We start from the raw sequence: 26577 nt of genomic DNA on the forward strand, positions 1-26577 counted from the left end.
GACCGTATTCGTCGCTTCCGGGAGCCAGCCGTGACCATCCAGCCCGTTCGCCTGTTCGGCGATCCCATCTTGCGTGCCCGCGCCGCGGAGGTCACCGCGTTCGATCGTGATCTGCGGCAGCTGGTGACCGACCTGACCGAGACGATGCACGACGACGGCGGTGTCGGGATGGCCGCGCCGCAGATCGGGGTCGGGCTGCGCGTGTTCGTCTACGACACGGGCGACGCCGCGGGGCATCTGGTCAACCCGCGGTGGGAGGTCGTCGGCGACGAGGAGCAGGTGGGGCCGGAAGGCTGCCTGTCGATTCCCGGCGTGCGCTACGACACGCGCAGGGCCCTGCGGGTGCGGGCAACCGGTGTGGACGTCGACGGCGCACCGGTCACGTTCGAAGCCGAAGGGTTGCTGGCGCGGTGCGTGCAGCACGAGACCGACCATCTCGACGGCGTGCTGTTCATCGACCGTCTCGACCCGGCCCAGCGCAAGGAGGCGATGCGGGTGATCCGCGAATCCGATTGGTTCGCGGCGGGCTCGACGGTGCGCCCGGCCCGTTCGATGAGCGGTGCGGGTCGGCCCAACCCGTTCGGAGCGGGCCGCTGATGCGCGTCGTCTTCGCGGGCACCCCGGAACCGGCGGTTCCGTCGCTGCGGCGTCTGCTGGAATCGGCGCGCCACGAGGTCGTCGCCGTGGTGACGCGGCCGGACGCGGTCGCGGGGCGCGGCCGGAAGGTGACCAGGTCGCCGGTCGGCCTGCTGGCCGACGAACACGGCATCCCGGTGTTCACCCCGCGGCGGCCGTCGGAGCCGGAATTCGTCGCGCGGCTCACCGAATTGGCGCCGGACTGCTGTCCCGTCGTCGCCTACGGCGCGCTGCTACCCCAGCAGGTGCTCGACATCCCGCGCTTCGGCTGGATCAACCTGCATTTCTCGCTGCTGCCCGCGTGGCGCGGCGCGGCGCCGGTGCAGGCCGCGATCGATGCGGGCGACGAGATCACCGGCGCCTCCACCTTCCAGATCGAGGCCGGACTGGACACCGGCCCGGTCTTCGGCATGGTGACCGAGAAGATCACCGTCACCGACACCGCGGGCACTCTCCTGGAGCGGCTGGCCGACAGCGGCTCGCGCCTGCTGGAAGCGACGCTCGACGGAGTGGAGGACGGGAGCTTGCAAGCGGTCCCGCAGTCCACCGACGGTGTCTCGTACGCGCCGAAGGTCGGCGTCGAGGTCGGGCACGTGCGCTGGGATCTGCCCGCGCTGGCCATCAGCAGGCGGATCCGCGCGGTCACTCCCGCGCCGGGGGCGTGGACCGAGGTCGGCGGCACCCGGTTGAAGCTGGGGCCGGTCGAGTTGGTCGAGGAGGAATTGCCGGAGCGGGTGATCGAGGTCCGCAAGTCCGGTGTGTTCGTCGGCACCGCGACAACCGCGGTGCGGCTCGACCAGGTGCAGCCGCAGGGCAAGCGCATGATGGCCGCGCTCGACTGGGCGCGCGGCGCCCGCCTGCAGCCGGGCGCGGTGGTCGAATGACGCGGGGCGATCGGCCCGGCGACGGCAACGCACGCGACCGGCGGCGCGACGAACGAGAGGCCGCGCCGAATCGTTCCGGCGAGGCAGGCCGGGCACGCGCGCAGGGCGGCGGGAAGCAGCAGGATCGCGACGCGGCGGACAGGTCACGGGCGACCGGTCGGCGTTCCGGCGGTGGGCGCGCCGAGCCGGCCGGCCGTGATCGCGACGAACGGCGCGGCTCCACCGGACGACGCTCGGCGGCGGGCCGATCGGACCGTTCCACCGGCGGGCGCCCGGCTTCGCAAACCGCGCCGCGCCAAGGGGCCAAAGCCGCCGGACGACCGCAGCGAAGGGAATCCGCCGACCCGCCGCGGTCGGTCGCCAGGGATGTGCTGCGGGCGGTCCGTGAGCGCGATGCCTACGCCAATCTCGTTCTGCCCGCGCTGCTGCGCGAACGGGGATTGTCGGGTCGGGACGCCGCACTGGCCACCGAACTCGCCTACGGCGCGTGCCGGTCGCTGGGACTGCTGGACGCGGTGATCGCCGAAGGCGCGGGCAGGCCGATCGAGGAGATCGACGGACCCCTGCTGGACGTGCTCCGGCTCGGCGTCTACCAGTTGCTGCGCACCCGGATCGGCGCGCACGCCGCCGTGGACACCTCCGTCGCGTTGACGCGCGCCGAATTCGGTGCGGGCAAAGCCGGTTTCGTCAATGCGGTGCTCCGGCGCGCGGGGGAGAAGACCCCCGAGCAATGGGTCGACGCGCTCGCGCCCGCCGACCCCCTCGGCCGGTTGGCGTTCGAGTACGCCCATCCGGTCTGGATCGCGCAGGCGTTCGCCGACGCGCTGGGCGCGCGAGCGGCGGAACTGCGCGACGTGCTCGCCGCCGACGACGCCCGCCCGCTGGTGCACCTGGTGGCCCGTCCCGGCGACATCACCGCGGAGGAACTCGCGCTGGTCACCGGCGGCGAGGAGGGCCGCTGGTCGCCGTACGCGGTCTATCTGGACGGCGGCGATCCCGGCAAGCTGGAGCCGGTCCGCGAGGGCATGGCGGCGGTGCAGGACGAAGGCAGCCAACTGGTGGCGCTGGCGTTGACCAGGGCCGCGCTCGACGGCCCGGACACCGGTCGCTGGCTCGACCTGTGCGCAGGGCCGGGCGGCAAGGCCGCGCTGCTGGGGGCGATCGCCGCGATCGACGGTTTCCGGGTGGACGCGGTCGAGCCCGCCGCGCACCGCGCCGAGCTGGTCCGCAAAGCCGTGCACGACCTGCCGGTGGACGTGCACGTCGCCGACGGCCGCGCCAGCGGACTGACCCCGGGCTACGACCGTATCCTGGTCGACGCCCCCTGCACCGGCCTCGGAGCGCTGCGCCGCAGACCTGAGGCGCGCTGGCGGCGCACCCCGGCGGACGTCCGGGAACTGGTGGTGTTGCAGCGCGAATTGCTCACCGCCGCATGGGATCTGCTGCGCCCCGGCGGGGTCGTGGTGTACTCGACCTGCTCGCCGCATCTGCCGGAGACGGTGTCCATCGTCGCCGATGCCGTGCGCCGCCTCGGCGCCGAGCAACTCGACACCCGCGAACTGCTGCCCGGCGTCACCGATGTCGGCGACGGGCCGGGGGCACAGTTGTGGCCGCACCGGCACGGTACCGACGCCATGTTCGTGGCGGCGCTGCGCAAGCCGCGCTGAGCGCGGTCATTCCCGGCTGGATTGCTCCCGCAAGCGGGCGAGGGTCTTGGCGAGGATGCGCGAGACGTGCATCTGGGAGATGCCCATCTGCTGCGCGATCTGCGTCTGGGTCATCGATTCGAAGAACCGCATGGTGAGGATGCGTCGTTCCCGCTCCGGCAACCCGGCCAGCAGCGGACGGATAGCGACGTACTCCTCGACCCGATCGAACTGGGACTCCTCCTCGCCGAGGGTGTCCAGGAGCGAGGCGTCGGTGTCGCGGCCGAGCGTGGCCGCGTCGATCGAACTCGGCTGGTAGGCGTTGCCCGCGATGACCGCCTGGGTCACCTCGTCCGGGTCGACGTCCAGCTCGGCGGCGATCTCCTTCGCCGTCGGCGAGCGGCCGAGAGTCTGGGAGAGACTGTCGATCGCCGCGCCGATGCGTAGGTGAGTCTCCTTGACACGCCGCGGCACTCGCATCGCCCAGGTGTTGTCGCGGAAATACCGGCGGACCTCACCCATGATGGTCGGCACCGCGAAAGACAGGAAGTTGGAGCCGCGCTCGACGTCGAAACGGTCCACCGCGTGCACCAACCCCACCCGCGCGACCTGGGTCAGGTCGTCGAACGGCTCACCGCGCCCGCTGAACTTCCTGGCGATGTGGTCGGCGAGCGGAATGCAGCGGCTGATCAATTCCGCGCGCAGCGCGCTGTGCCGCGCGGTCCCCGCCTCACTGGAGGCGAGCTGCTCGAAGAGCAATCCGACATCGTCGTAACCGGGAACCGCGCCCGCCGCCTCCAGGGTCTCCTCGGCATCGGTCTCGTCCTCGGTGGTCAGCGTGTCGGCGTCGTCGTCGCGCTGGGAGTCGTACACGGTGTCTTCGTCCGCCACTACGCCTTCCCCCGGACCCGACGGAACTCGACCGTCGTCGGATATCCGGAGACCGTCGCGTCGAACGAATCCTGGGTCGCCTCCACCGAGTCGGTGAGGGTGCGCAGCACGTGCCAGCCGAAGCTGCGCTGATCGGGCAGCCCCGGCTTCTCCGCCAGGCCGTCGACCCGGACGAGCAACACGGTGTCGCCGACGGTGAAACGGCAGTTCAGGCTCGATTCCGGGGCGGCGACCGCGATCAGGGTCGAGCAGACCTCGTCGACGGCCAGCCGGATATCGGCCACCTCGTCCAGTGTGAAATCGCTGAGTAGGACGAGTGTTTCGGCGAGCCCACGCACGATGGGCAGTTGTGTCACCGACGCCGCCACCCGAATCTCCACCGGGGTGCTGTAGAGCCCCTGTTCCGCCGAAATATTGATCACCCTATGCAGGCTACCCACTCCCGCGCTGGACAACCCTGGGTACCGTTAGACTCCGGCGTTGTGTCCAACCCGATTCACCCGCGTCCGGCCGCTCCGATGATCGCCCCCTCCATCCTGTCCGCAGACTTCGCGCACCTCGCGGACGAAGCGGCGGCCGTCGCAGGCGCCGACTGGCTGCACGTGGACGTGATGGACGCGCACTTCGTGCCGAATCTCACGCTCGGCCTCCCGGTGGTGGAGAGCCTGCTGAAGGCGACCGAGATCCCCCTCGACTGCCACCTGATGATCGAGAACCCGGGCCGCTGGGCGCCGCCGTACGCCGAGGCGGGCGCGCACAACGTGACCTTCCACGCGGAGGCGACCGACGATCCGATCGCGGTGGCCCGCGACATCCGCGCCGCGGGCGCCAAGGCGGGGCTCTCGGTGAAGCCGGGCACGCCGATCGAGCCGTACCTGGAGATCCTGCGCGAATTCGACACGCTGCTGGTGATGAGCGTGGAACCCGGCTTCGGCGGGCAGTCGTTCATTCCGGAGGTGCTGCAGAAGGCGCGCGTCGTGCGGAACCTGGTCGATGCCGGTGAGCTGCGGCTGCTGGTCGAGATCGACGGCGGGATCAACGCCGACACCATCGAGGCGGCCGCGGAGGCGGGTGTGGACTGCTTCGTCGCCGGTTCCGCGGTCTACAGCACCGCCGACCCCGCCGCCACCGTGGAGAAGCTGCGCGGCCAGGCGGCCTCGGCGTGGGCCCGCTGAACGGTGCTAGCCGGTCCGCGTTCCACGCGCGGCGACCGCGCGGATCGTCTCGATCACCGCGCTGATCGGCGGGCGGCGGGCGCCGGCCTCCGGTGACCGGATCCACACGCGATACCCGGTGCGCTCGTCGTCCGGTGAGGGCAGCACCACTTGGCTGCCCGCGCAGGCCACCGCGGCGTAGAGGCGGAACAATTCGGCCGAGACCGCCGGGCTGACGGCGTCCGGCCCGGCGGGGCCGGTGAGGAACGTCCAATGCTTGGCTCGCGGATGGTCGACCACCGGCCCGGCGATTCCGTCTTGGGCGAGTCGCCGTAGCACCTGCTCGCCGAGTTCGGCGGGCATGGTGACGGCGCCGTAGTCGACACCGATGTGCAGGAGAATGCGGTGCGAACCGGGATCCATCGATGCGGGCAGCTGGAATTCGCGCCGATACCGTGAGCAGCGAACTTCCGGCGTCGAATCGAGAAATGTGGTCACACTGCGCCCCCAGCTGCGTTCGACCCAATTTGTCCCACTGTGTTCTCCGGCTTTCTCGAGGAGTGAACATCGTGTGGCAGGCTTCCCGCTTGTCGGGCATGTTCCCTGGTAGAGCGTGTCATCGGACTGCATGGTCGGGAAAGTTGAACGCGAGAAGTCAGCCGCGTAACGATATCGCCTCCCGCGCCGTCCGAGCGCGGAATCTGCGTTATAACCGTGTTTCGTTCGGGTATCGAGAATGAATCCGCAAACTCTCTGCGGGGTAAATTAATTCGTGCGGTACGTCAAATGCCGCAGAATAATCATGGATATGTCGTCCGTCCGGGTGATCACGGCGGGTGTGGACATATTTCGTTCCATTTTCGATGGGACCGGCCGGTTCCGCCCGCCTCGGCCCGCCCTGCGGTCGGTTCCGGCGCGGGTCCCGGTCCGCCCTCGGCGGGCGCGGAACGCGGCTGTCTACGGCGACCCCGCGTCACTAGGCTGAGGAGGTGCGGGAATAGCGGCCGGGTCCCGCGCTGTTCCGCAACCGGAAGACAACGACGCGACAGGAGTCACAGCACATGTTCACAGGCATCGTCGAGGAACTCGGCGAGATCGTCGCCAGCGAGCAGCTGACCGACGCCGCGCGGCTGACGATCAAGGGCAAGCTGGTGACCTCCGATGCCGGGCACGGTGATTCGATCGCCGTGAACGGAGTGTGCCTGACCGTCGTGGAGGTGGTCGGCGGCGACTCGTTCACCGTCGACGTCATGGCGGAGACGCTCAATCGCTCCAGCATCGGCAAGCTGGACGTCGGCGCCAAGGTGAATCTCGAGCGCGCCGCCGCTCTGAACAGCAGGCTCGGCGGCCACTTGGTCCAAGGCCATGTCGATGGCACCGGCACCGTGCTCTCGCGCACTCCGTCGGACAACTGGGACGTGGTGCGGATCTCGCTGCCCGAGAACATCGCCCGCTACGTCGTGGAGAAGGGGTCGATCACCGTGGACGGCATCTCGCTCACCGTCTCCGGCCTCGGCGTCTCCGACGAGCCCGCCGAGACCGGCAGCAGCGACTGGTTCGAGGTCTCCCTCATCCCCACCACCCTCTCCCTGACCAACCTCGGCTTCGCCACCGTCGGCACCACCGTCAACCTGGAAGTCGACGTGATCGCCAAGTACGTCGAACGCCTCCAGCAGCGCGGCTGACAGTGGCCGCCTCGCTCGTCCCCGCCCGCCCACGAGGCCGCGCGGCGGAGATCGCATGCGTAATAGAGCTGCCGCGACGCCGTCATCCGAGCCGTCACCCGCACGCGGAGTCATGGTGACCGCCGACCGTACGGGTTCGATGGGCATCGTCTCGACCGGTCGGATCGGCATCACTCCGGCAGCCGAGCGAATCGGCATCACTGCGGTCTCCGAGCGAGGCGAGACCGATCAGGCCCAGCCTGCGCCCGAGCGAGCATCCGAGACACCCTCCCATCTGCCAACCGGCAGGCGCGGACGCCCGCTACGAGCCCAGGTCTCGAGACGCCGTGGCAGCCGACGGTTTTCCACGCCAGGCGGCAGGCCCGGCGAACATGCGGGTCGGTCGATCGCCCCACCGAGCGCCCAGTACACCTCGACCACGACTTTCGAGCGAAGCGAGACCGAGCATGCGCCGTTCGCGGCCATAAGGGGGCCGCGAACACCCAGCGCCGCAGGCGCTGGAAAACGACCCAGTACTGTGGTGAGGCACCTATTTCGAGATGGAGCACAGCAGACGTGACCAGGTTCGACAGCATCGAGCGCGCAGTCGCCGATATCGCCGCCGGTAAGGCGGTCGTCGTCGTCGACGACGAGGACCGCGAGAACGAGGGCGACCTCATCTTCGCGGCGGAGAAGGCCACCCCGGAACTGGTCGCCTTCATGATCCGCTACACGTCCGGTTACATCTGCGTGCCGCTCACCGGCGACGACTGCGATCGGCTCGGCCTGCCGCCGATGTACGCGATGAACCAGGACAAGCACGGCACCGCCTACACCGTCTCGGTGGACGCGCGCGAGGGTGTCACGACCGGTATCTCCGGCGCCGACCGCGCCACCACGATGCGGTTGCTGGCCGACGCCGACGCGAAGGCCGACGATTTCACCAGGCCTGGCCATGTGGTGCCGTTGCGCGCCAAGGATGGTGGTGTGCTGCGCAGGCCGGGTCACACCGAGGCCGCGGTGGATCTGGCACGCATGGCCGGCTTGCGTCCGGCGGGCGTGATCTGCGAGATCGTCAGCCAGAAGGACGAGGGCCACATGGCCCGGACCGAGGAGTTGCGCGTCTTCGCCGACGAGCACGAGCTCGCGCTGATCTCGATCGCGGACATGATCGCGTGGCGGCGCAGGCACGAGAAGCATGTGGTGCGCGTGGCCGAGGCGCGCATCCCCACCGCGCACGGCGAGTTCATGGCCGTCGGCTATCAGAGCATCTACGACGAGGTCGAGCACGTCGCGCTGGTTCGTGGCGACATCACCGACGGCGACGACATCCTGGTCCGCGTGCACTCGGAGTGCCTGACCGGTGACGTGTTCGGATCGTTGCGCTGCGACTGCGGTCCGCAGCTGGATGCCGCGTTGGAGATGGTCGCGGCCGAGGGGCGCGGTGTCGTGCTGTACATGCGCGGTCACGAAGGCCGCGGCATCGGCCTGATGCACAAGTTGCAGGCCTACCAGCTGCAGGACTCCGGCCACGACACGGTCGATGCGAATCTGGAACTCGGCCTGCCCGCGGATGCCCGCGATTACGGCACCGGCGCGCAGATCCTGGTGGATCTGGGCATCCGGTCGATGCGATTGCTCACCAACAATCCGGCCAAGCGGGTCGGCTTGGACGGCTACGGCCTGCGGATCACCGAGCGGGTGCCGATGCCGTTGCGCGCGAACGCGGAGAACCTGCGCTACCTGCGCACCAAGCGGGACCGAATGGGTCACGACCTGATCGGCCTCGACGAGCTGGATCTCGGCGAGACTGCCCACTGAACTGCGAACAGACTCCGAAAGGCGGACATCGATGAGCGGTACCGGGGTACCGACTTTCGCGCTGGCGGACGCCAAGGACCTCTCCTTGGGCATCGTCGCCTCGCGCTGGCACACCCAGATCTGCGACACCTTGCTGGCGAACGCAGAGCGGGTGGCCAAGGACGCGGGCGTCCGGCAGATCACGGTGGTGCGCTGCGCGGGCGCGATGGAGCTGCCCGTGGTGGCCCAGGAGCTGGCCAAGTCGCATGACGCGGTGGTGGCGCTCGGTGTGGTGATCCGCGGTGACACCCCGCATTTCGAGTACGTCTGCGACGCGGTGACCGCGGGGCTCACCCGGGTTTCGCTGGACGAGGGCACGCCGGTCGCGAACGGAGTGCTCACCACCAACAACGAGCGGCAGGCCCTGGATCGGGCCGGGCTGCCGGAGTCCCAAGAGAACAAGGGCGAGCAGGCGGCCGCCGCGGCGCTGGACGCCGCGCTGACACTGCGCGCTCTGCGACAGTCCGCGTAGCGATGCCGGTCGTTCGCATCTTTCGCAGGAACGTGGGCCCGGCCGACGATACGTCGGAGTGGGATTTCGAGGTGCGGCCCCGGCGCGCGGTGCGGACGGCCTGGATCGCGGCGGTGCTGGTGGCGGCCGCGTTCACCGTGGGTGGTATCTGGCTGCGCACCGGGTCTACCGGCGTCAACTTCCGGGTGGCCGATCAGCTCGCGATGATCGGGATCGGTGTGCTCGGCGCCGCGGCCGTGCTGTTGCTGACCAGGCCACGGGTGCGGGTCGGCGCGCGGGGCGTGTCGGTGCGAAATATTCTGGGCGACAGAGATTTTCCCTGGGACTACATCCGAGGCGTGTCGTTCCCGGATCGGAAGTCCTGGGCGCGCCTGGAGTTGGTCGACGACGACTACGTCCCGCTGCTGGCGATCCGCTCGAACGACAAGGAGCACGCGGCGCGGGCGATGGCTCGGTTGCGGGAATTGGGCGCGAAGTATTCCGGGAGGAAGTGATCGGGTGCGGTGTGCGGCCATCCGGCTCGCGCGGCCCCGCGTGCTGATCTAACCTCGCCGCCATGGAGCCAGGTGCGTTCGTCCTCGCGGCGGCTTTCGCCGACGATCCACTGATGACCTACTTCTGGCCGGGAGCGTCACGGCGGCGGAAAGCGTTGCCGCCGTTCTGGGATTCGCGCATCGCGTCGCGCCGGGAGAACGGTCTGGTCGACCTCGCGCACGACGCGGAGGGCAACCTCGCCTGTGTGGCGCTGTGGGAACCGGCGCACGTGGTGTCACCGACGGCGAAGCCGTTGACCTTGCTGCGCGCCTTGGGGTCGAGCGCCGCTCGGGCGCTGTCCGCCGGGCGGCACATGGAGCATGCGCGACCGACGGCACCGCATCTGTATCTGGCCGCCATCGGGACGTTGCCCCGCGCGCAGGGCCGGGGACTGGCGACCGCGCTGCTCGAGCGCCGGTTGGCGGCGGCCGAGGAGGACTGTTTCCTCATCTCGAACACCAGCGGCACGGTGCCCTTCTACGAGCGATTCGGTTTCGTGCGGCAAGGTGAGCTGCCGATCGGCCGAGGTCCGATCGTGTATCCCATGGTCCGGAGTAAATAGCCGCAGTGCGCCCCGGCGGGCACGCCGATCACTCGATGTGCCACAGCCGGGACGCGGACGGCCGGTCGCGACCGAGCCCGCTGGTTCGATCAATGCGTATCGCCGAGGACCGCGCCTTCTCGTCGCGGATCCGCGCCGCCGATCCAGCCGTCGGAGCCGTTGCGTTTCAGGGCGCTGAGGCCGCTGGACTGGGGCGCCACCGAGACCTGATGGCCCAGTTGGCGCAACCGCAGCACCAGCGGGTCGTGGTCGCCGTTGTCGGTGGCGTTGATCGCCGGATGCTCACCGCCGATACCGGTGGACGGACTGTTGCCGGCGCCGAACGCGACCGCGGAGACCGCCTGCTGCGGATCCAGGCCCCAGTCGAACATGTTGACCAGCGTTTTCACCACGAACTGGATGATCACCGAACCGCCGGGCGAGCCCGCGACATGCGTGAGTTCGCCGCGCGAGCCGTCGGGCGCCTTGCCGAAGATCAGCGTCGGGCTCATGGAGCTGCGCGGGCGCTTGCCCGGCTGGACCCGGTTGGCCATCGGCACGCCGTCGGCGCCGAGCGGGTCGGCGTTGAAGTCGGTGAGCTGATTGTTCAGCACGAAGCCGTCGACCAGGTGGAACGAACCGAACGCCGACTCCACGGTGGTGGTCATCGCCGCGGCGTTGCCGTACTTGTCGACCACCGAGATGTGGCTGGTGCCGTGCTCGGGCGGTTGCGGGCCGACGCCGAGCGGCACGGGGCCGAAGTCACCCGGCTGCGCGGTACCCATGCTGCGGTTCGGATCGATCAGCCCGGCACGCTGTCGCAGATAGTCGCGATTCAGCAAGGTTTGCGCCGAATTGCCCGGCAGCGGCACGAAATCCGTGTCGGCCACGTACTTGTTGCGATCGGCGTAGGCGAGCCGTTCGGCCTCGGTGATCAAGTGCACGGCCTGGGCGTTGGGCTTGCCGCCGTTGCGGTCGATGCTGTCCGGACGCAGGGCGGCCAGGTCGAAGTTCTCCAGGATGCCCAAGGTCGCGGCGACGGTGATGCCGCCCGATGAGGGACTCGGCATGCCGCAGAGTTCGCGCTCGCGGTAGCTCGTGCACAGCGCGGTGCGCTTCTTCGCCTGGTAACCGGCCAAGTCCTGGGTGGCGATCAGGCCGGGAGTGCGCCCGCCGGAGGCCCGGCCCGCGGCCGCGACGATGTCCTGGGCGATGGCGCCGGTGTAGAAGGCCTGCGCGCCCTCGGTGGCGACGGCGCCGAGCGTCTTGGCCATTGCGGGGTTGGTCAGGACGGTGTCGGCGGCCTTCGGGCTACCGTCCGGGTTGAGGAAATACGCCTTGGCGTCTTCGTCCGCGGCCAGGTCCTTGGCCGACTCCGCGATCTGTCCCGCGAGGCGGGGACTGATCGGGAAGCCCTGATCTGCCAGTCCGATGGCGGGGTCGAACAGTTCGCGCCACGCGGTCTTGCCGTGGTCGTGGTGCGCCAGTTCGAGCATCCGAAGTACGCCGGGCACGCCGATGGAGCGGCCGCTGGCCCGCGTGTTCGGCTTGGGTTCGGTGCGATCGATGTCGCTGATCCAGCGCAGATAGTTCTCGGTGGCCGCGGCGGGCGCCACCTCGCGGCCGTCGTAGGCGTCCACGGACTTGGTGTTCGCGTCGTAGTAGACCAGGAACGCACCGCCGCCGATGCCGGACGCCTGCGGCTCGACCAGGCCGAGCACCGTCTGCGCCGCGATCAGCGCGTCGGCCGCGGTGCCACCGTCGCGCAGCACCTCACATGCGGCTTTGGTCGACAGCGGGTTCGCCGTGGACACCGCGAAGGTATGTGTACGCACCGGCGTCATGTTCGCGCGATAGCCGGTCGCTATCTCCGGGTTGGTGCTGAGATCCTTGGTGCCGCTGCCCGCGGGCCCCGCCGCGGTGGCCGACACCGGTGTGCCGTTCGGCACCGTCTCGCAGACGCCGCCCGCCTGGCTCTCGCCGGACGAGCAGGCGGTGGCCATGCCGACGGTTAGTGCGAACGCCGCCGCCGCGGCGACCCAAGTTCCTCGCTTGCGCCCCATGCCGGGACTCTAACGCTCGGTACCGACAGTCGCGCCGGTTTCCTTCCCACCGGCGAAATCCCCCTGGCCGCAGCGTGTGTCGAGGTCGAGACGGTATGGCTGGTCGCCGCGCGCACCGGCGGTGCGCCATGCTCGACCGGTAGGCTGGGCCGAGTGGCGATCGAGGCGGTGCTGTTCGACTTCTCCGGGACCTTGTTCCGCCTGGAGGCCGACGAATCCTGGTACGCGGACCTGACGCGGCCGGACGGGCAGGCGTTCGACGTGGACGAGAAGGCCGAGATCATGCGGCGGATGACGGCGCCGGTCCACCACGTCATCGAATTCGACGACGAGACGCAGTACGCCTGGGACCATCGCGACCTGGACCCCGCGCTGCATCGCAAGGTGATGATGAAGGTGCTGCGCACATCGGGAGTGCCCACCGACGAGGACGCCGAACGACTGTACGCCCGGCTGCTGGACCCGCTGGAGTGGACGCCGTACCCCGACAGCGAAGCCGTCCTCGATCTGCTTGCGGCGCAGGGCGTTCCGGTCGCGGTGGTGAGCAATATCCCGTTCGACATCCGTCCGTCGTTCGCGGCGCGCGGCTGGGATCGGCTGGTCGGCGCGTTCACCCTCTCCTACGAGGTCGGTGTCATGAAGCCCGATCCGGAGATCTTCCGTTCCGCCTTGGGCGAACTGGGTGTGGCCGCCGAGGCCGCGCTGATGATCGGCGACAGCGCCGAGGCCGACGGCGGCGCCGAGGCGCTGGGCAGCCGCTTCGCTCTGGTCGAGGCCCTGCCCACCACCGAGCGCCCGGACGCGCTGCTGGCCGCGCTGCGGCGGCACGGTCTCGTGGAGTAACCCGCCCGGATCCCGCCGGGTTCATTTGCCGAAGTCCGAGTTGTGCGGGATGTCACCGTGTTACGGTGCGATTCCGGCGTGTTCGAAGGTGCGCCGGAAGGTTCGGTACCAACGGAGGTACGGCTGTGAGCTTGGCGTTCTCCGGTGAGGAGCCCTCCGTCGGCGTGGAAACGGCCATGCCGGAGGCGGTTCGGGACGTGCGGGAAGCCGTCGCCGGGATGGCGGGATTCGGACTCGCCTATCCCGTGCTGATGAATCTGACGCGCGGCGGCGACGCGGCCGCCACGGCATCCACCCAGTTCTGCGTCGCGTGGGCGCTGGGGCTGCTCGTGCTCGGATTCGCCGAGGGCGCGCCGGCCGTCCGCAAGCTGACGATCGCGCTGGCGCTCCTGCAGGCAGTCGTCGGGTGCTGGGCGATCAGGGACCTCGCGAGCGTCCCGCCCGTCGTCGGCGTCGTCGCCGCGGGGTACTCGGTGGCTACCTCGGTGGCCGTCGTGCACCTGCTGTGCCGTCCGGAAGCCAAGGGCTGGTTCGGCGTCCCCGTGCCATGACCGCAGCCGGGAGCCGCCGTCGGCCGGGCTGTCGGCCCCGGTCTATACGCTGGATGGGTGGCAGATCCAGCGACGTACCGGCCCGCGCCGGGCACGATCCCCGTCGAACCCGGTGTCTACAAATTCCGGGACGCCCATCGGCAGGTCATCTACGTCGGCAAGGCCAAGAGCCTGCGCAGCAGGCTGAACTCGTATTTCGCCGACGTCGCCGGGCTGCATCCACGCACAAGGCAGATGGTCACCACGGCCGCGAGCGTCGAGTGGACGGTCGTCTCCACCGAGGTGGAGGCGCTGCAGCTGGAATACAACTGGATCAAGGAGTTCGATCCGCGCTTCAACGTCCGCTACCGCGACGACAAGTCCTACCCGGTACTCGCCGTCACCTTGAACGAGGAATATCCGCGGTTGTTCGTCTACCGCGGCGCGCGCCGCAAAGGCGTCCGCTATTTCGGCCCCTTCGCGCACGCTTGGGCCATCCGCGAGACGCTCGATCTGCTGCTGCGAGTGTTTCCCGCGCGCACCTGCTCCAACGGAGTCTTCCGGCGGCATAGTCAGATCGGGCGTCCCTGCCTGCTCGGCTACATCGACAAATGCTCGGCCCCGTGCGTCGGGCGGGTGAGCGCCGAAGAACACCGCGCGATCGTCGACGACTTCTGCGACTTCCTCGCAGGCCGCACCGATCGCTTGGTCCGGGAGCTGGAGCGCCGCATGCACGCGGCCGCCGAAGACCTGGACTTCGAGACCGCCTCCCGGCTGCGTGATGACGTCCAGGCGCTGCGCCGCGCGCTGGAGAAGCAGGCGGTGGTGCTCGGCACGGGCACCGACGCCGACGTCATCGCCTTCGCCACCGACGAACTGGAAGTGGCGGTGCAGGTCTTCCATGTGCGCGACGGCCGAGTGCGCGGCCAGCGCGGCTGGGTGGTCGACAAGTCGGGCGACGCGGTCGACGTCCCGGAGGCGGGCGGGGAACTCGCCGCGCTGGTCGAGCAGTTCCTCACCCAGTTCTACGGCGAGCAGGTCGCGGCGGCCGAGCAGGCGGCCGACGAGCAGCCCGCCGCCGTGGTGCCCCGGGAAGTACTCGTGCCCGAGTTGCCCGCCGACGTCGAGCAGATCCAGCAGTGGTTGTCGGACCTGCGCGGTTCGGCGGTGAAGCTGCGCGTGCCCCAGCGCGGGGACAAGAAGGCGCTGGCCGAGACCGTGCAGCGCAACGCGATGGAGGCGCTGGCCCAGCACAAGCTGAAGCGAGCGGGCGATCTGACGTCGAGATCGCAAGCGCTGCAAGAGATCCAGGACGCCCTCGAGCTGGATACCGCGCCGCTGCGCATCGAGTGCGTCGACGTCAGCCACGTGCAGGGGACCGATGTGGTCGCCTCGCTCGTGGTCTTCGAGGACGGTCTGGCCCGCAAGTCGGAGTACCGCCACTACACGATCCGGGAGGCGGCGGGCGAAGGCCGCTCCGACGACGTCGGCAGCATCGCCGAGGTGACCCGCCGCCGGTTCCTCAAGTTGCGTCGCGAGCGCGACATGATGGAGCACGAGGACCTCGCCGCGACCGGAAGCGACGACGACGCGCTGGACCTCACCTCCCGTCCCGGCATCGATCCCAGCACCGGACGCCCGCGCAAGTTCTCCTATCCGCCCAACCTGTTCGTCGTCGACGGCGGCGCGCCCCAGGTCGCCGCGGCGGCCGAGGTGCTCGACGAGCTGGGCATCACCGATGTCGCGGTGGTCGGCCTGGCGAAACGGCTCGAGGAGGTGTGGGTGCCCGGCGAGAGCGACCCGGTGATCCTGCCGCGCACGAGCGAGGCGCTGTATCTGCTGCAACGGGTCCGCGACGAGGCGCACCGCTTCGCCATCACGTTCCATCGCAGCAAACGCTCCCGCCGGATGACCGCCTCGGCCCTGGACTCGGTGCCGGGGCTCGGAACGGCGCGCCGGACCGCGCTGGTCACCCATTTCGGATCGGTGGCCAAGCTGAAGCAGGCCACGGTCGAGGAGATCACCGAGGTGCCCGGCATCGGGTTGGCGACCGCGAAAGCGGTCCTTGCGGCGCTCGAGTCCGAATAGTCAGTCGACAGTGCACCGGAAGTTTCGGTTTCGCGTACGTTGTGTCTGCGGCCGATACCGAAACCGGTGCGCGATGATCGGAAGGCACCCCAGGGACGGATCCGGTAGGACATGACACGCGTCGAATCGAACAGCAGTGCGGGCAACCCGCCGACGAGCGCGGGACGAGTGGCCTCGTCCAGCGCCGTCGGCGGGGCGAACCCGCAGGTCGAGGTCGTGATCGTGACCGGGCTCTCTGGCGCGGGCCGAGGCACCGCCGCCCGCGTGCTCGAGGACCTCGGCTGGTACGTGGCCGACAACCTGCCCCCAGAGCTGTTCGGGCGGATGGTGGAGCTGGGCGCTTCCGCCAAGCCGCCGATCCGCCGACTCGCGCTCGTCATGGACGTGCGCAGCCGGTTCTTCACCGGCGATCTGTCGGTGGTCACCGAGCAGTTGCGGACGCTCGGCGTGCGCACCAGGGTCCTCTTCCTCGAGGCATCCGATGACGTGCTGATCCGCCGTTTCGGTTTCGCGCGGCGGAGGCATCCGCTGCAGAGCGAGAGCAAGGACGGCACGCTGTCGGCAGGCATCGCCGCCGAACGGGTGCGGCTGTCCGCCGTGAAGGCCGCCGCCGACCTGGTGATCGACACCACCGAGCTGTCCATCCATCAGCTGCACCGCAAGATGGAGGAGGCCTACGGCGGCGGCGCGCCCTCCGCGTTGCAGCTCACCGTGCAGTCGTTCGGCTTCAAGTACGGAGTTCCGCTGGACGCCGACATGGTGTTAGATGTCCGTTTTCTACCCAATCCGCATTGGATACCGGAGTTGCGGGAACATACCGGTCAGGAGACGGTGGTCAGCGAGTACGTGCTGTCGCGTCCCGGTGCGGAGGATTACCTGCGTACCTGCCACCACCTGGTCGAGCTGACCACGAACGGTTACCGCCAAGAGGGGAAGCGATACATGACGGTCGCAGTGGGCTGCACCGGAGGCAAGCATCGGAGCGTCGCGATTGCCGAGGCACTGGGCGAGTTGATGAGCGAGGTCACCGGCGGCGCGGAGGAGTCCGCCGACGTGGTCCGGGTCGTGCATCGAGATCTGGGGCGAGAATGACCGGTTGGGAATCGAATCCCAGCATCGTGGCGCTGGGTGGCGGACACGGCCTGTACGCGACACTGACCGCGGTGCGGCGGCTGACCAGGAAGATCTGCGCGGTGGTCACCGTCGCCGACGACGGCGGCTCCTCGGGGCGACTACGCGCCGAGCTTGGGGTGCTGCCGCCGGGCGATCTCCGGATGGCGCTGGCCGCCTTGGCCGCGGACGCCGACGGCGTCTGGACGCGGACCGTGCAGCATCGGTTCGGCGGAACCGGCGCGCTGGCCGGGCACTCCGTGGGCAACCTGATCCTGGCCGGGCTCACCGAGGTGCTCGGCGATCCGGTGGCCGCCCTGGACGAAGTCGCCCGCATGTTGCGCATCACCGGCCGGGTGCTGCCCATGTCGCCGATCGCGCTGGACATCGAGGCGGATGTATCCGGGCTGGAGGCCGATCCGCGGGTGAGCCGGTGCATTCGCGGCCAAGTTGCCATCGCCACCACGCCGGGTAAGGTGCGGCGGGTGCGGCTGATTCCGTCCGATCCACCGGCCGGTCCGGAGGCGACCTCGGCGATCGAACACGCCGATGTCGTGGTGCTGGGCCCGGGATCGTGGTTCACCAGCGTGATTCCGCACGTCCTCGTCCCCGAGCTACGGGAGGCCCTGGTGTACACCAGGGCGCGGAAAGTGCTGGTGCTCAATCTCGCCGCGGAGCCGGGGGAGACCGCGGGGTTCTCCGCGGAGCGGCATTTGCATGTATTGTCCCAGCACGCACCGGAATTCGTCGTCGATGAGGTGCTGGTCGATTCCGGCTGCGTGCCGGAGGGCCGCGAGCGGGAACATGTGGCCAGGGCTGCCGAACAGTTGCGGGCACGAGTAACCTTCTCCGATGTCGCCGAAGCGGGAACGGACCGGCATCACCCCGGAAAGCTTGCCGCCGCACTGGATCAACTGATCCGGCAACCTCGGCCGCAAATGGCAGGGCTTCGAGTCGAGGGACGGCACATGGGTCAGGATGTGCGTTCCGGGTTGGGTGGAAAGGAGCGCGTCCCGTGGCGATGACAGCCGATGTGAAAGACGAGCTGAGCAGGCTCACGGTGTCGCAGGTGAGTTCCCGCAAGGCGGAACTGTCCGCTCTGCTGCGTTTCGCGGGTGGCCTGCACATCGTCGGCGGCCGGGTGATCGTCGAGGCCGAGGTGGACATGGGGTCCATCGCGCGCAGGCTGCGCCGGGAGATCTTCGAGCTCTACGGCTATGGCTCCGACGTGCACGTGCTCGGCGCGGGTGGACTGCGCAAGACCTCCCGGTACGTGGTGCGGGTGTCGAAGGAGGGCGAGGCGCTGGCCCGGCAGACCGGTCTGCTCGATGTCCGCGGCCGTCCGGTGCGCGGCCTGCCCGCGCAGGTGGTCGGCGGCAGCATCGCCGACGCCGAAGCCGCTTGGCGCGGTGCGTTTCTCGCCCACGGCTCGCTCACCGAGCCCGGACGTTCCTCGGCCCTCGAGGTCAGCTGCCCCGGCCCCGAGGCGGCGCTGGCGCTGGTCGGCGCGGCCCGGCGGCTCGGCATCACGGCCAAGGCGCGGGAGGTACGCGGCACCGATCGCGTGGTGGTGCGCGACGGTGAGGCGATCGGCGCGCTGCTGACCAGGATGGGCGCGCACGGCACCAGGATGGTGTGGGAGGAGCGCAGGCTGCGCCGCGAGGTGCGCGCGACCGCGAATCGGCTGGCCAACTTCGACGACGCCAACCTGCGCCGCTCGGCGCGCGCCGCGGTCGCCGCGGCGGCGCGGGTGGAACGCGCGCTGGAGATCCTCAGCGACGACGTGCCCGATCATCTGGCCGCCGCAGGCCGGTTGCGAGTGCAGCACCGGCAGGCCTCGCTGGAGGAACTCGGCCAGCTCGCCGATCCGCCGATGACGAAAGACGCTGTCGCGGGCCGCATCCGGCGGCTGCTGTCGATGGCCGACCGGCGGGCCAAGGAACTGGGCGTACCGGACACCGAATCGGCCGTCACGGCCGAACTGCTCGACGAAGCCTGAGCTCACGTTTCCCGCGATCCCCGCGCCGCCCCCGGCGCGGGGATCGCGGCGTTTCCGGCGGCCGGAACTCGTCCTGGTCGGGCGTCTGACCAGGCAACCCCGCGCTCACGAAAGCCAGGTGCGTGTCGGAGAGGTCACGGCAGGACGTTAGTGTGAGTGGACATCGGAATGATCCGCTGGAAAGTTGAGGAGCGATAACGTGACTGTCCGTGTAGGCATCAACGGCTTCGGTCGTATCGGACGTAACTTCTTCCGGGCGGTGGAGGCGCAGAAGGCGCTCGGCACCACCGACATCGAGATCGTCGCGGTCAACGACCTCACCGACAACGCGACCCTCGCGACCCTGCTCAAGTACGACTCGATCCTGGGCCGTCTGCCCCAGGACGTCTCGCTCGACGGCGACGACACCATCGTGGTGGGCGACCAGCGGATCAAGGCGCTGGCCATCAAGGAGGGCCCCGCCGCGCTGCCCTGGGGTGACCTGGGCGTCGACGTGGTCGTCGAGTCCACCGGCATCTTCACCGATGCCACCAAGGCCAAGGGCCACCTGGCCGCGGGCGCCAAGAAGGTGATCATCTCCGCGCCGGCCAAGGGCGAGGACATCACCATCGTCATGGGTGTCAACGACGACAAGTACGACGGCAGCCAGAACATCATCTCCAACGCCTCGTGCACCACCAACTGCCTCGGCCCGCTGGCCAAGGTGCTCAACGACGAGTTCGGCATCGAGCACGGCCTGATGACCACCATCCACGCCTACACCCAGGACCAGAACCTGCAGGACGGCCCGCACAGCGACCTGCGCCGCGCCCGCGCCGCCGCGCTGAACATCGTGCCCACCGGCACCGGCGCCGCCAAGGCCATCGGCCTGGTGCTGCCCGAGCTGCAGGGCAAGCTGGACGGCTACGCGCTGCGCGTCCCGGTGCCGACGGGCTCGGTCACCGACCTGACCGCCACCCTGCGCAAGTCGGCCTCGATCGAGGAGATCAACGCCGCCTACAAGGCCGCCGCCGAGGGCCCGCTGAAGGGCATCCTGAAGTACAACACCGACCCGATCGTCTCCAGCGACATCGTCACCGACCCGGCCTCCTCGATCTACGACGCGCCGCTCACCAAGGTGATCGACAACCAGGTCAAGGTCGTGTCCTGGTACGACAACGAGTGGGGCTACTCCAACCGTCTCGCCGATCTCATCGGCCTCGTCGGCAAGTCGCTCTGACGCGCATGGCTGTCAAGACACTCGCGGATCTGCTCGACGAGGGTGTCGAGGGCCGGGGCGTACTGGTGCGCTCCGATCTGAACGTGCCCCTCGACGACCAGGGACAGATCACCGACCCGGGCCGCATCATCGCCTCGGCGCCGACCATCAAGGCGCTCGCCGAAGCGGGCGCCAAAGTCGTCGTGACCGCGCACCTCGGCAGGCCGAAGGGCGGACCGGACCCGAAGCTTTCGCTGGCGCCGGTGGCCGCCAGGCTCGCCGAGGAGCTGGGCCGCAACGTGCAGCTCGCCGGTGACGTGGTGGGCCAGGACGCGCTCGCGCGGTCCGAGGGCCTCACCGACGGCGACGTGCTGCTGCTGGAGAACATCCGCTTCGACCCGCGCGAGACCAGCAAGGACGACGCCGACCGGGCCAAGCTGGCCGCGGCGCTGGTCGAGCTGGTCGGCGACGACGGCGCGTTCGTCTCCGACGGGTTCGGTGTGGTGCACCGCAAGCAGGCGTCGGTGTACGACGTCGCGCAGTCGCTGCCGCACTACGCGGGCAAGCTGGTCGCGGCCGAGGTCGAGGTACTGGCCAAGCTGACCGAGACGCCGGACCGGCCGTACGCGGTCGTGCTCGGCGGGTCCAAGGTCTCCGACAAACTGGCGGTCATCGAAGCGCTCGCGCCGAAGGTCGACACGCTGGTGATCGGCGGCGGCATGTGCTTTACCTTCCTTGCCGCACAGGGCCTTTCGGTAGGCGCCTCGCTGTTGCAGCAAGAGATGGTCGACACCTGCAAGCGGCTGCTCGAGCAGTACGCCGACGTCATCCACCTGCCGCGCGACATCGTGGTGGCCGATAAGTTCGCCGCGGACGCGGAGACGAAGGTCGTGCCCGCGCACGAGATCCCGGACGGCTGGCTGGGCCTGGACATCGGCCCGGATTCGGTTGACCGCTTCTCGGCGCTGCTGACCGAGGCGCGGACCGTGTTCTGGAACGGGCCGATGGGCGTGTTCGAGTTCGAGAAGTTCGCCGCGGGCACCCGCGGGGTGGCCGAGGCGATCGTGACGGCCACCGGCAAGGGCGCGTTCACCGTGGTCGGCGGCGGCGACTCGGCCGCGGCCGTGCGGGCGCTCGGCCTGCCCGAGGACGGCTTCTCGCACATCTCCACCGGTGGCGGCGCGTCGCTGGAGTACCTGGAGGGCAAAGAGCTGCCCGGTATCGCGGTGTTGGAGGGCTGAGCATGGCACGCAAACCGCTCATCGCGGGCAACTGGAAGATGAACCTCAATCACCTCGAGGCCATCGCCCTGGTGCAGAAGATCGCATTCGCCCTGCCGGAGAAGTACTTCGACAAGGTGGATGTGGCGGTGATCCCGCCGTTCACCGACCTTCGCAGCGTGCAGACGCTGGTCGAAGGGGACAAGCTCTTGCTCACCTACGGTGGCCAGGACGTCTCGGTGCACGAGTCGGGCGCCTACACCGGCGAGATCAGCGCGAGCATGCTCGCCAAGCTGGGGTGCGCCTTCGTCGTGGTCGGGCACTCCGAACGGCGGCAGTACCACAACGAGGACGACGCCACGGTGCTGGCCAAGGCCAAGCAGGCGCTGAAGCACGGGATCACCCCGATCGTGTGCATCGGCGAGGGCTTGAACGTCCGCGAGGCGGGCACGCACGTCGAGTACAACCTCGAGCAACTGCGCGGTTCGCTGAAAGGCCTGACGGCGGAAGAGATCTCGAAGGTCGTCATCGCCTACGAGCCGGTGTGGGCGATCGGCACCGGCAAGGTCGCCACCCCCGCCGACGCGCAAGAGGTCTGCGGCGCGATCCGCGGGGAACTCGAGAAGCTCGCCTCGCCGGAGGTCGCGGCGGGCGTCCGCGTGCTCTACGGCGGGTCGGTGAACGCCAAGAACGTCGGAGAACTGGTCGCGCAGAGTGACATCGACGGCGCACTGGTCGGCGGCGCTTCGCTCAAGGGTGACGAATTCGCCACTCTCTCCGCCATCGCCGCGGGCGGCCCCCTGCCCTGATACGGCGCTACACGCGACAGCCCGGTATCGCCGCTCCCGCGATGCCGGGCTGTTCGGCGTTTCCCAACGGTGAACCGCGGGCGCCATCCGGCCGTGCGATGATGACGCAGCTCGATTCGCCAGTCGGACAAGGATTTCCGTGATAGCACGCAAGCTGTACGCCGCACTCCCGGTCGCGCTCGTCGCGCTGGCCACCCTCGCCGGCTGTTCCGGTGACGCCTCGCATGACGATCACGCCCACCAAGACGCGGCGCAGGCCACCCCGGCAGCGGTGCAGCCGCAGCAGCAGGACGCCGGGCACCGCAGGCTGAACCAGCTCGTGGGGGAGTGGAAGGGCGAGAAGTCGACCTACATCGCGGGCGGCACGGCGGAGAACCCGATCCGAAGCGAGATAGTCTCGCGGTGGGTATGGATCGCCGAGACCGGCGGCAATTTCCTGCGGGAGGAAGCGACGGGAGTCTTCGGCGACAAGCCGTACTATCGGCTCGGTTTGCTCGGATTCGCACCGACGGATAACCGCTACGAGTGGACGACCGTCGACAGCGTCACGCCGATGACGATGAGTTACAAGGGCGCGAAGAACAGTGGCGGCGACACCGATATCGTCATGGCCGGGGAATTCACCGACCCCGGTGTGCTCGGGCCGCAGTTCGTCGGCAAGACCATCCCTATGCGCACGGTGATCCGGCCGGAGTCGGCCGATCGGGTGGTGATGGAGATCTACTTCGCGCCGCCCGGCGAGGCGGAGCGGGTCGCCGATCGCGTGGTACTCACGCGGAAGAAGTAGCGGGCACGTTCACTGCGCGTGCAGGACCAGTCCCGCGCCGTTGTCGTTGCGCACGGTAAGCGTGTCGGCGTCCACCGTGGCGGTGGTCTTGCCGTCCAAAGCTTTCAGAACGGCCTGCTCGACCTCCATCACCTCCGGCGAGCACATCATCTTCGTGGTGGCGATCCGGAAGGTGATCCGGGTGCCGGACACCTCGGCGCTGCCGGTCATGCGGTTGCATCCGGCGTTGCCGGAGACGCCGTTGTCCTCGGCGATGACGAGCGTCGGCTGCACCTCGTCGAGAGCGCGTGAGCGGACCTGGCTGTTGTCGGTGATGAGCGCGGTGACCAGCCACTGCGTGCCCTTGACCGGTTTGTCCGGCCGGGCGATCTTCTTGTCGAGCAGAGTCACGGTGCGATCGGGGCTGTGCAGCGTGAGCCGGGTGTCCTCAAGCCGCCAGCTGGGCTCGGAATTCAGCAGCCCGCTGAGCCACTCGTCGGCGCCGTGCCGATCGTCCTCGCAGGCCATGAGGGTGGTGGCCAGGCCGGACACGTGGAGGACGTGATCGTCGAAGGAGACCGCGCCGGTGAACTTGTTGCAGCCCGCGTCCGCGGCGATGCGGCTGTCGGTGAAACCGAGCGTCAGCGGACCGCCCCCGGGAATCGGAGCGCCCTGGACATCGGTCGAGAGGAAGGTGCGGCCCGCCGGGGTCGGTTCGTCGGCGCCCCGCTTCGGTTCGCCACTCGAGCACCCGGTGATCGCCCAGAGGGCGAGCAGGACGACGGGTCCCAGCCGCGCCAAGTGTGCCACCATGCGGCGATGCTACCGATGATGCGCCGTCGCACCCGGATTTCGACGGTCGCGGCGTCGATGACTCGCCCCCGCGCCTCGTACTCGTACTAGCATCTGTGCCGTGCACCGATGCTTCCCCATCACCCCGCCGCCCGCCTCCTGAGCGAGGTGTAGGTATCCAGCGCGCCACCGATCGGTGAGCGCGCGCTTCTCGGCATCGCCGTGCACCTCGCTTCCGCGACCCCATCCCTTTTGTCGCAGGAGCGCGATCCTTCATGTCCTCATCTGTATCCTCGGCCGGCCGTTCCGGGCTGGTCCACCTCGTCGGCGCCGGAATCCTTTGGGGCACCGGCGGTTTACTCGGCACGCTGTTGCACCGGGCCACCGGCCTGTCGCCCGTCGCGGTCGCCACCTGCCGCCTCGCCGTCGGCGGGCTGCTGCTGGTGCTCCTGCTCGCGGGAACGCGGCGGCCGTGGCCGCGAGATCCCCTGGCGTGGCGGCGGATCGGTGCGGTGGCCGGACTCGCTGCGGTTTTCCAGGGCGCCTATTTCGGCGCCGTGACGGCGTCGTCGGTGAGCCTCGCCACATTGCTCACGATCGGCATGTCGCCGGTGGTCGTCGCCGTGCTCGAGCACTGCACCGGAAGGCGTGCGGTGGACCGGCGCAGGGCAGCGACCATCGGCATCGCCCTCTGCGGACTGGCTCTGCTGGTCGGCGTGCCGACCGGCCACGCGGGCGCGGGCGGGTTGCTGGCGGGTGCGGCGCTCGCCTCGACGGCCGCGGCGGCGTTCGCGACGGTCACCGTGATCAACGCGGCGCCGATACCGGGGCTCGACGCGATGACCACCACGGGCCTCGGGTTCACCGGAGGCGCGCTGTTGCTGGCTCCGCTCGCGGTTACCAGCGGTGTGGCGTTCGACCTGACGCCTCGCAGCGTCGCGCTGGTGCTCTTGCTCGGGCTGGCGCCGACCGCGGTGGCCTACACCCTGTACTTCCGCGGGCTGGCGGCGGCCGGTCCAGGGATCGCCGCGGTGCTCGCCCTGCTCGAGCCGCTGACGGGGGCGGTGCTGGCGGCGGTGGTCCTGGGCGAACGCCTCACCGCGTCGGGACTGGCGGGCGCCGCCTTGCTGATCGCCGCGGTGCTGCTCGCGGCGACCCAGGCACGACCGGCGGCACAGGCGCCGGATGCGGCGTCGGGGCGGTGTCTGTCCCACGACTAAGCTTCGGCGAGTGACGACCGCCGCGACGCTCCCGATTTCCACGTGGGCGCCGCTGCGTTCTCCGATCTACCGGGCGCTGTGGGTGGCGCAATTGGTGTCGAACCTGGGCACCTGGATGCAGACCGTCGGCGCGCAGTGGATCATGGTCGACCAGCCCAATGCGGCGGCGCTGGTGTCGTTCGTGCAGACCGCGATCACGCTTCCGGTGATGCTGCTGGCCATTCCGTCCGGCGTGATCGCCGACCTGCTGGATCGGCGCAGGCTGCTGCTCGGCGCGCAATCCGCGATGGCGGTGCTGGCCATGGTCCTCGCGGTCTCGACCGCGACCGGGCACACCACGCCGGCGGTGCTGCTCACCTTGCTGTTCCTGCTCGGTTGCGGTCAGGCGCTGACCGCACCGGCCTGGCAGGCGATCCAGCCGGAACTGGTCCCGCGCGAGCAGATCCCGGCGGCGTCGGCGCTGGGCAGCATGAACATCAATATCGGAAGGGCAGTGGGTCCGGCGCTGGCCGGTGTGCTGGTGTCGCTGTCCGGGCCGACGCTGGTGTTCGGGTTGAACGCGGTGTCGTTCGTTGGCATCGTCGCGGTGCTGACGGTGTGGCGCCGCCCCGCGACCGATCGGCGCCTGCCCACCGAGCGTCCGCTGGCGGCCTTGCAGGCGGGCACCCGGTTCATCCGCGCGGCGCCCGCCATTCGCCGGGTGCTGTTGCGCTCGATCCTGTTCATCGCACCCGCCAGCGCGGTGTGGGCGCTGCTGCCGGTGATCGCGCGGGATCAACTCGGGCTGTCGTCGTCCGGGTACGGCCTCATGCTCGGCGCCCTCGGCATCGGCGCGGTGCTCGGCGCCGCGGCGCTGTCACGGTTGCGCGCGTGGTTGACCCCCACACAGCGGTTGACCACCGCCGCGATCCTGTTCGGACTGGCCACGGCGGGCACCGCGCTGCTGCACGTCGTGCCGGTGGTACTGCTGCTGCTGGTGTTCGCGGGACTGGCCTGGCTGCTGGCGATGTCCACCATGAACTCGACCATGCAGCTGCTGCTGCCGTCCTGGGTGCGTGCCCGAGGGCTGTCGGTGTATCTGCTGGTCTTCATGGGTGGGCAGGCGATCGGCTCGCTGGTCTGGGGCGTGGTCGCAGGCGCGATCGGCTCGGTGCCCGCGCTGCTGTGGGCCGCCGGGCTGCTGGCGTTCTGCGCGGTGAGCACGGTGTGGCTGCCCATCCGCAACGATCCCGAGTTGCTCGATCTCACCCCTTCGGCGTTCTGGCCGGAACCCGAGCTGGTGGTCGAACCCGATCCCGACGACGGCCCGGTGCTGATCCTGCGCGGTTACGACGTCCCGGAGGGGTGCGTCGAGGAATTCCTCACCGCCATGGCCTTCGTCGGGCGGTCCCGGCAGCGCACCGGAGCGATGGAATGGCGCCTGTATCGCGACGTCGGGGTGATCGACCGGTATGTCGAGGCGTTCGTCGTGCGGTCCTGGGCCGAGCACATGCACCAGCACCAGGTCCGGCTCACCGCTCAGGACCAGCTGCGGGAAGAGGCCGTCGCGAAGTTCCGCGCCGACGAAGCGGAGCAGGTCACCCATCTGGTCGCGGTCGACCGGCGCTAGCGCCCGCCGAGTGCCTGATTCGGTGCCGTCGCATCGACCGCATACACT

At 69.6% G+C, this 26577-nt stretch carries 26 protein-coding genes; 21 read left to right on the forward strand and 5 right to left on the reverse strand.

Features of this window, described 5'->3' with window-relative positions; all coding sequences use genetic code 11:
* Positions 1-30 precede the first annotated feature (30 nt).
* Genes def through ABZ824_RS05370 form a run of 3 tightly spaced genes read left to right on the forward strand, consistent with a single transcriptional unit; the run spans position 31 to position 3187 of the window.
* Positions 31-597 carry a peptide deformylase gene (def, locus tag ABZ824_RS05360; RefSeq protein ID WP_355070717.1) on the forward strand — a complete coding sequence of 189 codons (567 nt, stop codon included), beginning with the start codon at positions 31-33 and terminating at the stop codon, positions 595-597.
* Positions 597-1520, forward strand: a complete 924-nt coding sequence (gene fmt, locus ABZ824_RS05365) for a methionyl-tRNA formyltransferase (RefSeq protein ID WP_355070719.1) — start codon at positions 597-599, stop codon at positions 1518-1520. Before def ends, fmt begins: the two co-directional genes overlap by 1 nt.
* Positions 1517-3187, forward strand: a complete 1671-nt coding sequence (locus ABZ824_RS05370; RefSeq protein ID WP_356961772.1) for a transcription antitermination factor NusB — start codon at positions 1517-1519, stop codon at positions 3185-3187. The genes fmt and ABZ824_RS05370 overlap by 4 nt, the downstream gene beginning before the upstream one ends.
* Before the next feature lie 6 nt (positions 3188-3193).
* On the opposite strand, the gene ABZ824_RS05375 is transcribed toward ABZ824_RS05370, so the two are convergent.
* Both ABZ824_RS05375 and ABZ824_RS05380 read right to left on the reverse strand, forming a co-directional pair.
* Positions 3194-4057, reverse strand: coding sequence for an RNA polymerase sigma factor SigF (locus ABZ824_RS05375; protein ID WP_355070723.1), 864 nt, complete (start codon positions 4055-4057; stop codon positions 3194-3196).
* On the reverse strand, positions 4057-4479 hold the full coding sequence (locus ABZ824_RS05380) for an anti-sigma factor (RefSeq protein WP_355070725.1): 423 nt from the start codon (positions 4477-4479) through the stop codon (positions 4057-4059). Before ABZ824_RS05380 ends, ABZ824_RS05375 begins: the two co-directional genes overlap by 1 nt.
* Before the next feature lie 96 nt (positions 4480-4575).
* On the opposite strand from ABZ824_RS05380, the gene rpe reads away from it, so the two are divergent.
* Positions 4576-5232 (forward strand): ribulose-phosphate 3-epimerase, encoded by a 657-nt coding sequence (gene rpe, locus ABZ824_RS05385; protein ID WP_355071047.1) that lies wholly within the window; start codon positions 4576-4578, stop codon positions 5230-5232.
* Positions 5233-5238: 6 nt separating this feature from the next.
* Here the strand turns inward: rpe and ABZ824_RS05390 are convergent, their stop codons facing one another.
* Positions 5239-5709 carry a hypothetical protein gene (locus tag ABZ824_RS05390; RefSeq protein ID WP_355070727.1) on the reverse strand — a complete coding sequence of 157 codons (471 nt, stop codon included), beginning with the start codon at positions 5707-5709 and terminating at the stop codon, positions 5239-5241.
* A gap of 563 nt (positions 5710-6272) precedes the next feature.
* Here ABZ824_RS05390 and ABZ824_RS05395 point away from each other — a divergent pair.
* The 5 genes from ABZ824_RS05395 to ABZ824_RS05415 all read left to right on the forward strand — a co-directional run bounded on the left by ABZ824_RS05395 (position 6273) and on the right by ABZ824_RS05415 (position 10303).
* On the forward strand, positions 6273-6896 hold the full coding sequence (locus ABZ824_RS05395) for a riboflavin synthase (protein ID WP_355070729.1): 624 nt from the start codon (positions 6273-6275) through the stop codon (positions 6894-6896).
* Between the two features lie 555 nt (positions 6897-7451).
* The gene (locus ABZ824_RS05400) at positions 7452-8696 is read left to right on the forward strand and encodes a bifunctional 3,4-dihydroxy-2-butanone-4-phosphate synthase/GTP cyclohydrolase II (protein WP_355070731.1); all 1245 of its coding nucleotides are present in this window, start codon (positions 7452-7454) and stop codon (positions 8694-8696) included.
* A gap of 31 nt (positions 8697-8727) precedes the next feature.
* Entirely contained in the window at positions 8728-9207 is a 480-nt protein-coding gene (ribH, locus tag ABZ824_RS05405) for a 6,7-dimethyl-8-ribityllumazine synthase (RefSeq protein ID WP_356961774.1), read from the forward strand.
* A gap of 2 nt (positions 9208-9209) precedes the next feature.
* Positions 9210-9701 carry a PH domain-containing protein gene (locus tag ABZ824_RS05410; protein ID WP_356961775.1) on the forward strand — a complete coding sequence of 164 codons (492 nt, stop codon included), beginning with the start codon at positions 9210-9212 and terminating at the stop codon, positions 9699-9701.
* Between the two features lie 62 nt (positions 9702-9763).
* The gene (locus ABZ824_RS05415; protein WP_356961776.1) at positions 9764-10303 is read left to right on the forward strand and encodes a GNAT family N-acetyltransferase; all 540 of its coding nucleotides are present in this window, start codon (positions 9764-9766) and stop codon (positions 10301-10303) included.
* A gap of 89 nt (positions 10304-10392) precedes the next feature.
* Here ABZ824_RS05415 and ABZ824_RS05420 read toward each other — a convergent pair whose 3' ends face one another.
* Entirely contained in the window at positions 10393-12285 is a 1893-nt protein-coding gene (locus ABZ824_RS05420; RefSeq protein WP_356962462.1) for a gamma-glutamyltransferase family protein, read from the reverse strand.
* A gap of 213 nt (positions 12286-12498) precedes the next feature.
* Between ABZ824_RS05420 and ABZ824_RS05425 the strand changes: the two genes are divergently transcribed.
* From ABZ824_RS05425 to ABZ824_RS05470, 10 genes are all read left to right on the forward strand, one after another.
* On the forward strand, positions 12499-13188 hold the full coding sequence (locus ABZ824_RS05425; protein WP_356961777.1) for an HAD-IA family hydrolase: 690 nt from the start codon (positions 12499-12501) through the stop codon (positions 13186-13188).
* 125 nt (positions 13189-13313) lie between these two features.
* A complete protein-coding gene (locus ABZ824_RS05430; protein WP_356961779.1) occupies positions 13314-13739 on the forward strand; it encodes a hypothetical protein in 426 nt (141 codons plus the stop codon).
* A gap of 57 nt (positions 13740-13796) precedes the next feature.
* Positions 13797-15806 carry an excinuclease ABC subunit UvrC gene (gene uvrC, locus ABZ824_RS05435; protein WP_356961781.1) on the forward strand — a complete coding sequence of 670 codons (2010 nt, stop codon included), beginning with the start codon at positions 13797-13799 and terminating at the stop codon, positions 15804-15806.
* A gap of 111 nt (positions 15807-15917) precedes the next feature.
* Positions 15918-16898 (forward strand): RNase adapter RapZ, encoded by a 981-nt coding sequence (gene rapZ, locus ABZ824_RS05440; protein ID WP_355070745.1) that lies wholly within the window; start codon positions 15918-15920, stop codon positions 16896-16898.
* Positions 16895-17941 carry a uridine diphosphate-N-acetylglucosamine-binding protein YvcK gene (gene yvcK, locus ABZ824_RS05445; protein WP_355070747.1) on the forward strand — a complete coding sequence of 349 codons (1047 nt, stop codon included), beginning with the start codon at positions 16895-16897 and terminating at the stop codon, positions 17939-17941. Before rapZ ends, yvcK begins: the two co-directional genes overlap by 4 nt.
* Entirely contained in the window at positions 17932-18915 is a 984-nt protein-coding gene (whiA, locus tag ABZ824_RS05450; RefSeq protein WP_043693711.1) for a DNA-binding protein WhiA, read from the forward strand. The genes yvcK and whiA overlap by 10 nt, the downstream gene beginning before the upstream one ends.
* 199 nt (positions 18916-19114) lie before the next feature.
* On the forward strand, positions 19115-20134 hold the full coding sequence (gap, locus tag ABZ824_RS05455) for a type I glyceraldehyde-3-phosphate dehydrogenase (RefSeq protein WP_040867484.1): 1020 nt from the start codon (positions 19115-19117) through the stop codon (positions 20132-20134).
* 5 nt (positions 20135-20139) lie between these two features.
* Positions 20140-21354: a phosphoglycerate kinase gene (locus ABZ824_RS05460; RefSeq protein WP_356961782.1), complete on the forward strand. Its 1215-nt coding sequence runs from the start codon at positions 20140-20142 to the stop codon at positions 21352-21354.
* 2 nt (positions 21355-21356) lie between these two features.
* Complete coding sequence (gene tpiA / locus ABZ824_RS05465) at positions 21357-22142, forward strand: triose-phosphate isomerase (RefSeq protein ID WP_355070754.1); 786 nt, start codon at positions 21357-21359, stop codon at positions 22140-22142.
* Between the two features lie 139 nt (positions 22143-22281).
* Entirely contained in the window at positions 22282-22929 is a 648-nt protein-coding gene (locus ABZ824_RS05470) for a DUF1579 family protein (protein WP_356961784.1), read from the forward strand.
* Positions 22930-22938: 9 nt separating this feature from the next.
* On the opposite strand, the gene ABZ824_RS05475 is transcribed toward ABZ824_RS05470, so the two are convergent.
* A complete protein-coding gene (locus tag ABZ824_RS05475; RefSeq protein WP_356961785.1) occupies positions 22939-23721 on the reverse strand; it encodes an META domain-containing protein in 783 nt (260 codons plus the stop codon).
* Positions 23722-23975: 254 nt separating this feature from the next.
* Here ABZ824_RS05475 and ABZ824_RS05480 point away from each other — a divergent pair, with 254 nt between their 5' ends.
* On the forward strand, positions 23976-24920 hold the full coding sequence (locus ABZ824_RS05480) for a DMT family transporter (RefSeq protein WP_356961787.1): 945 nt from the start codon (positions 23976-23978) through the stop codon (positions 24918-24920).
* Complete coding sequence (locus ABZ824_RS05485) at positions 24886-26529, forward strand: MFS transporter (protein ID WP_355070761.1); 1644 nt, start codon at positions 24886-24888, stop codon at positions 26527-26529. Before ABZ824_RS05480 ends, ABZ824_RS05485 begins: the two co-directional genes overlap by 35 nt.
* The last annotated feature ends 48 nt before the right edge of the window (positions 26530-26577 follow it).

This window comes from Nocardia sp. NPDC047038, from assembly GCF_040644075.1.
Taxonomy (GTDB): domain Bacteria; phylum Actinomycetota; class Actinomycetes; order Mycobacteriales; family Mycobacteriaceae; genus Nocardia; species Nocardia sichangensis.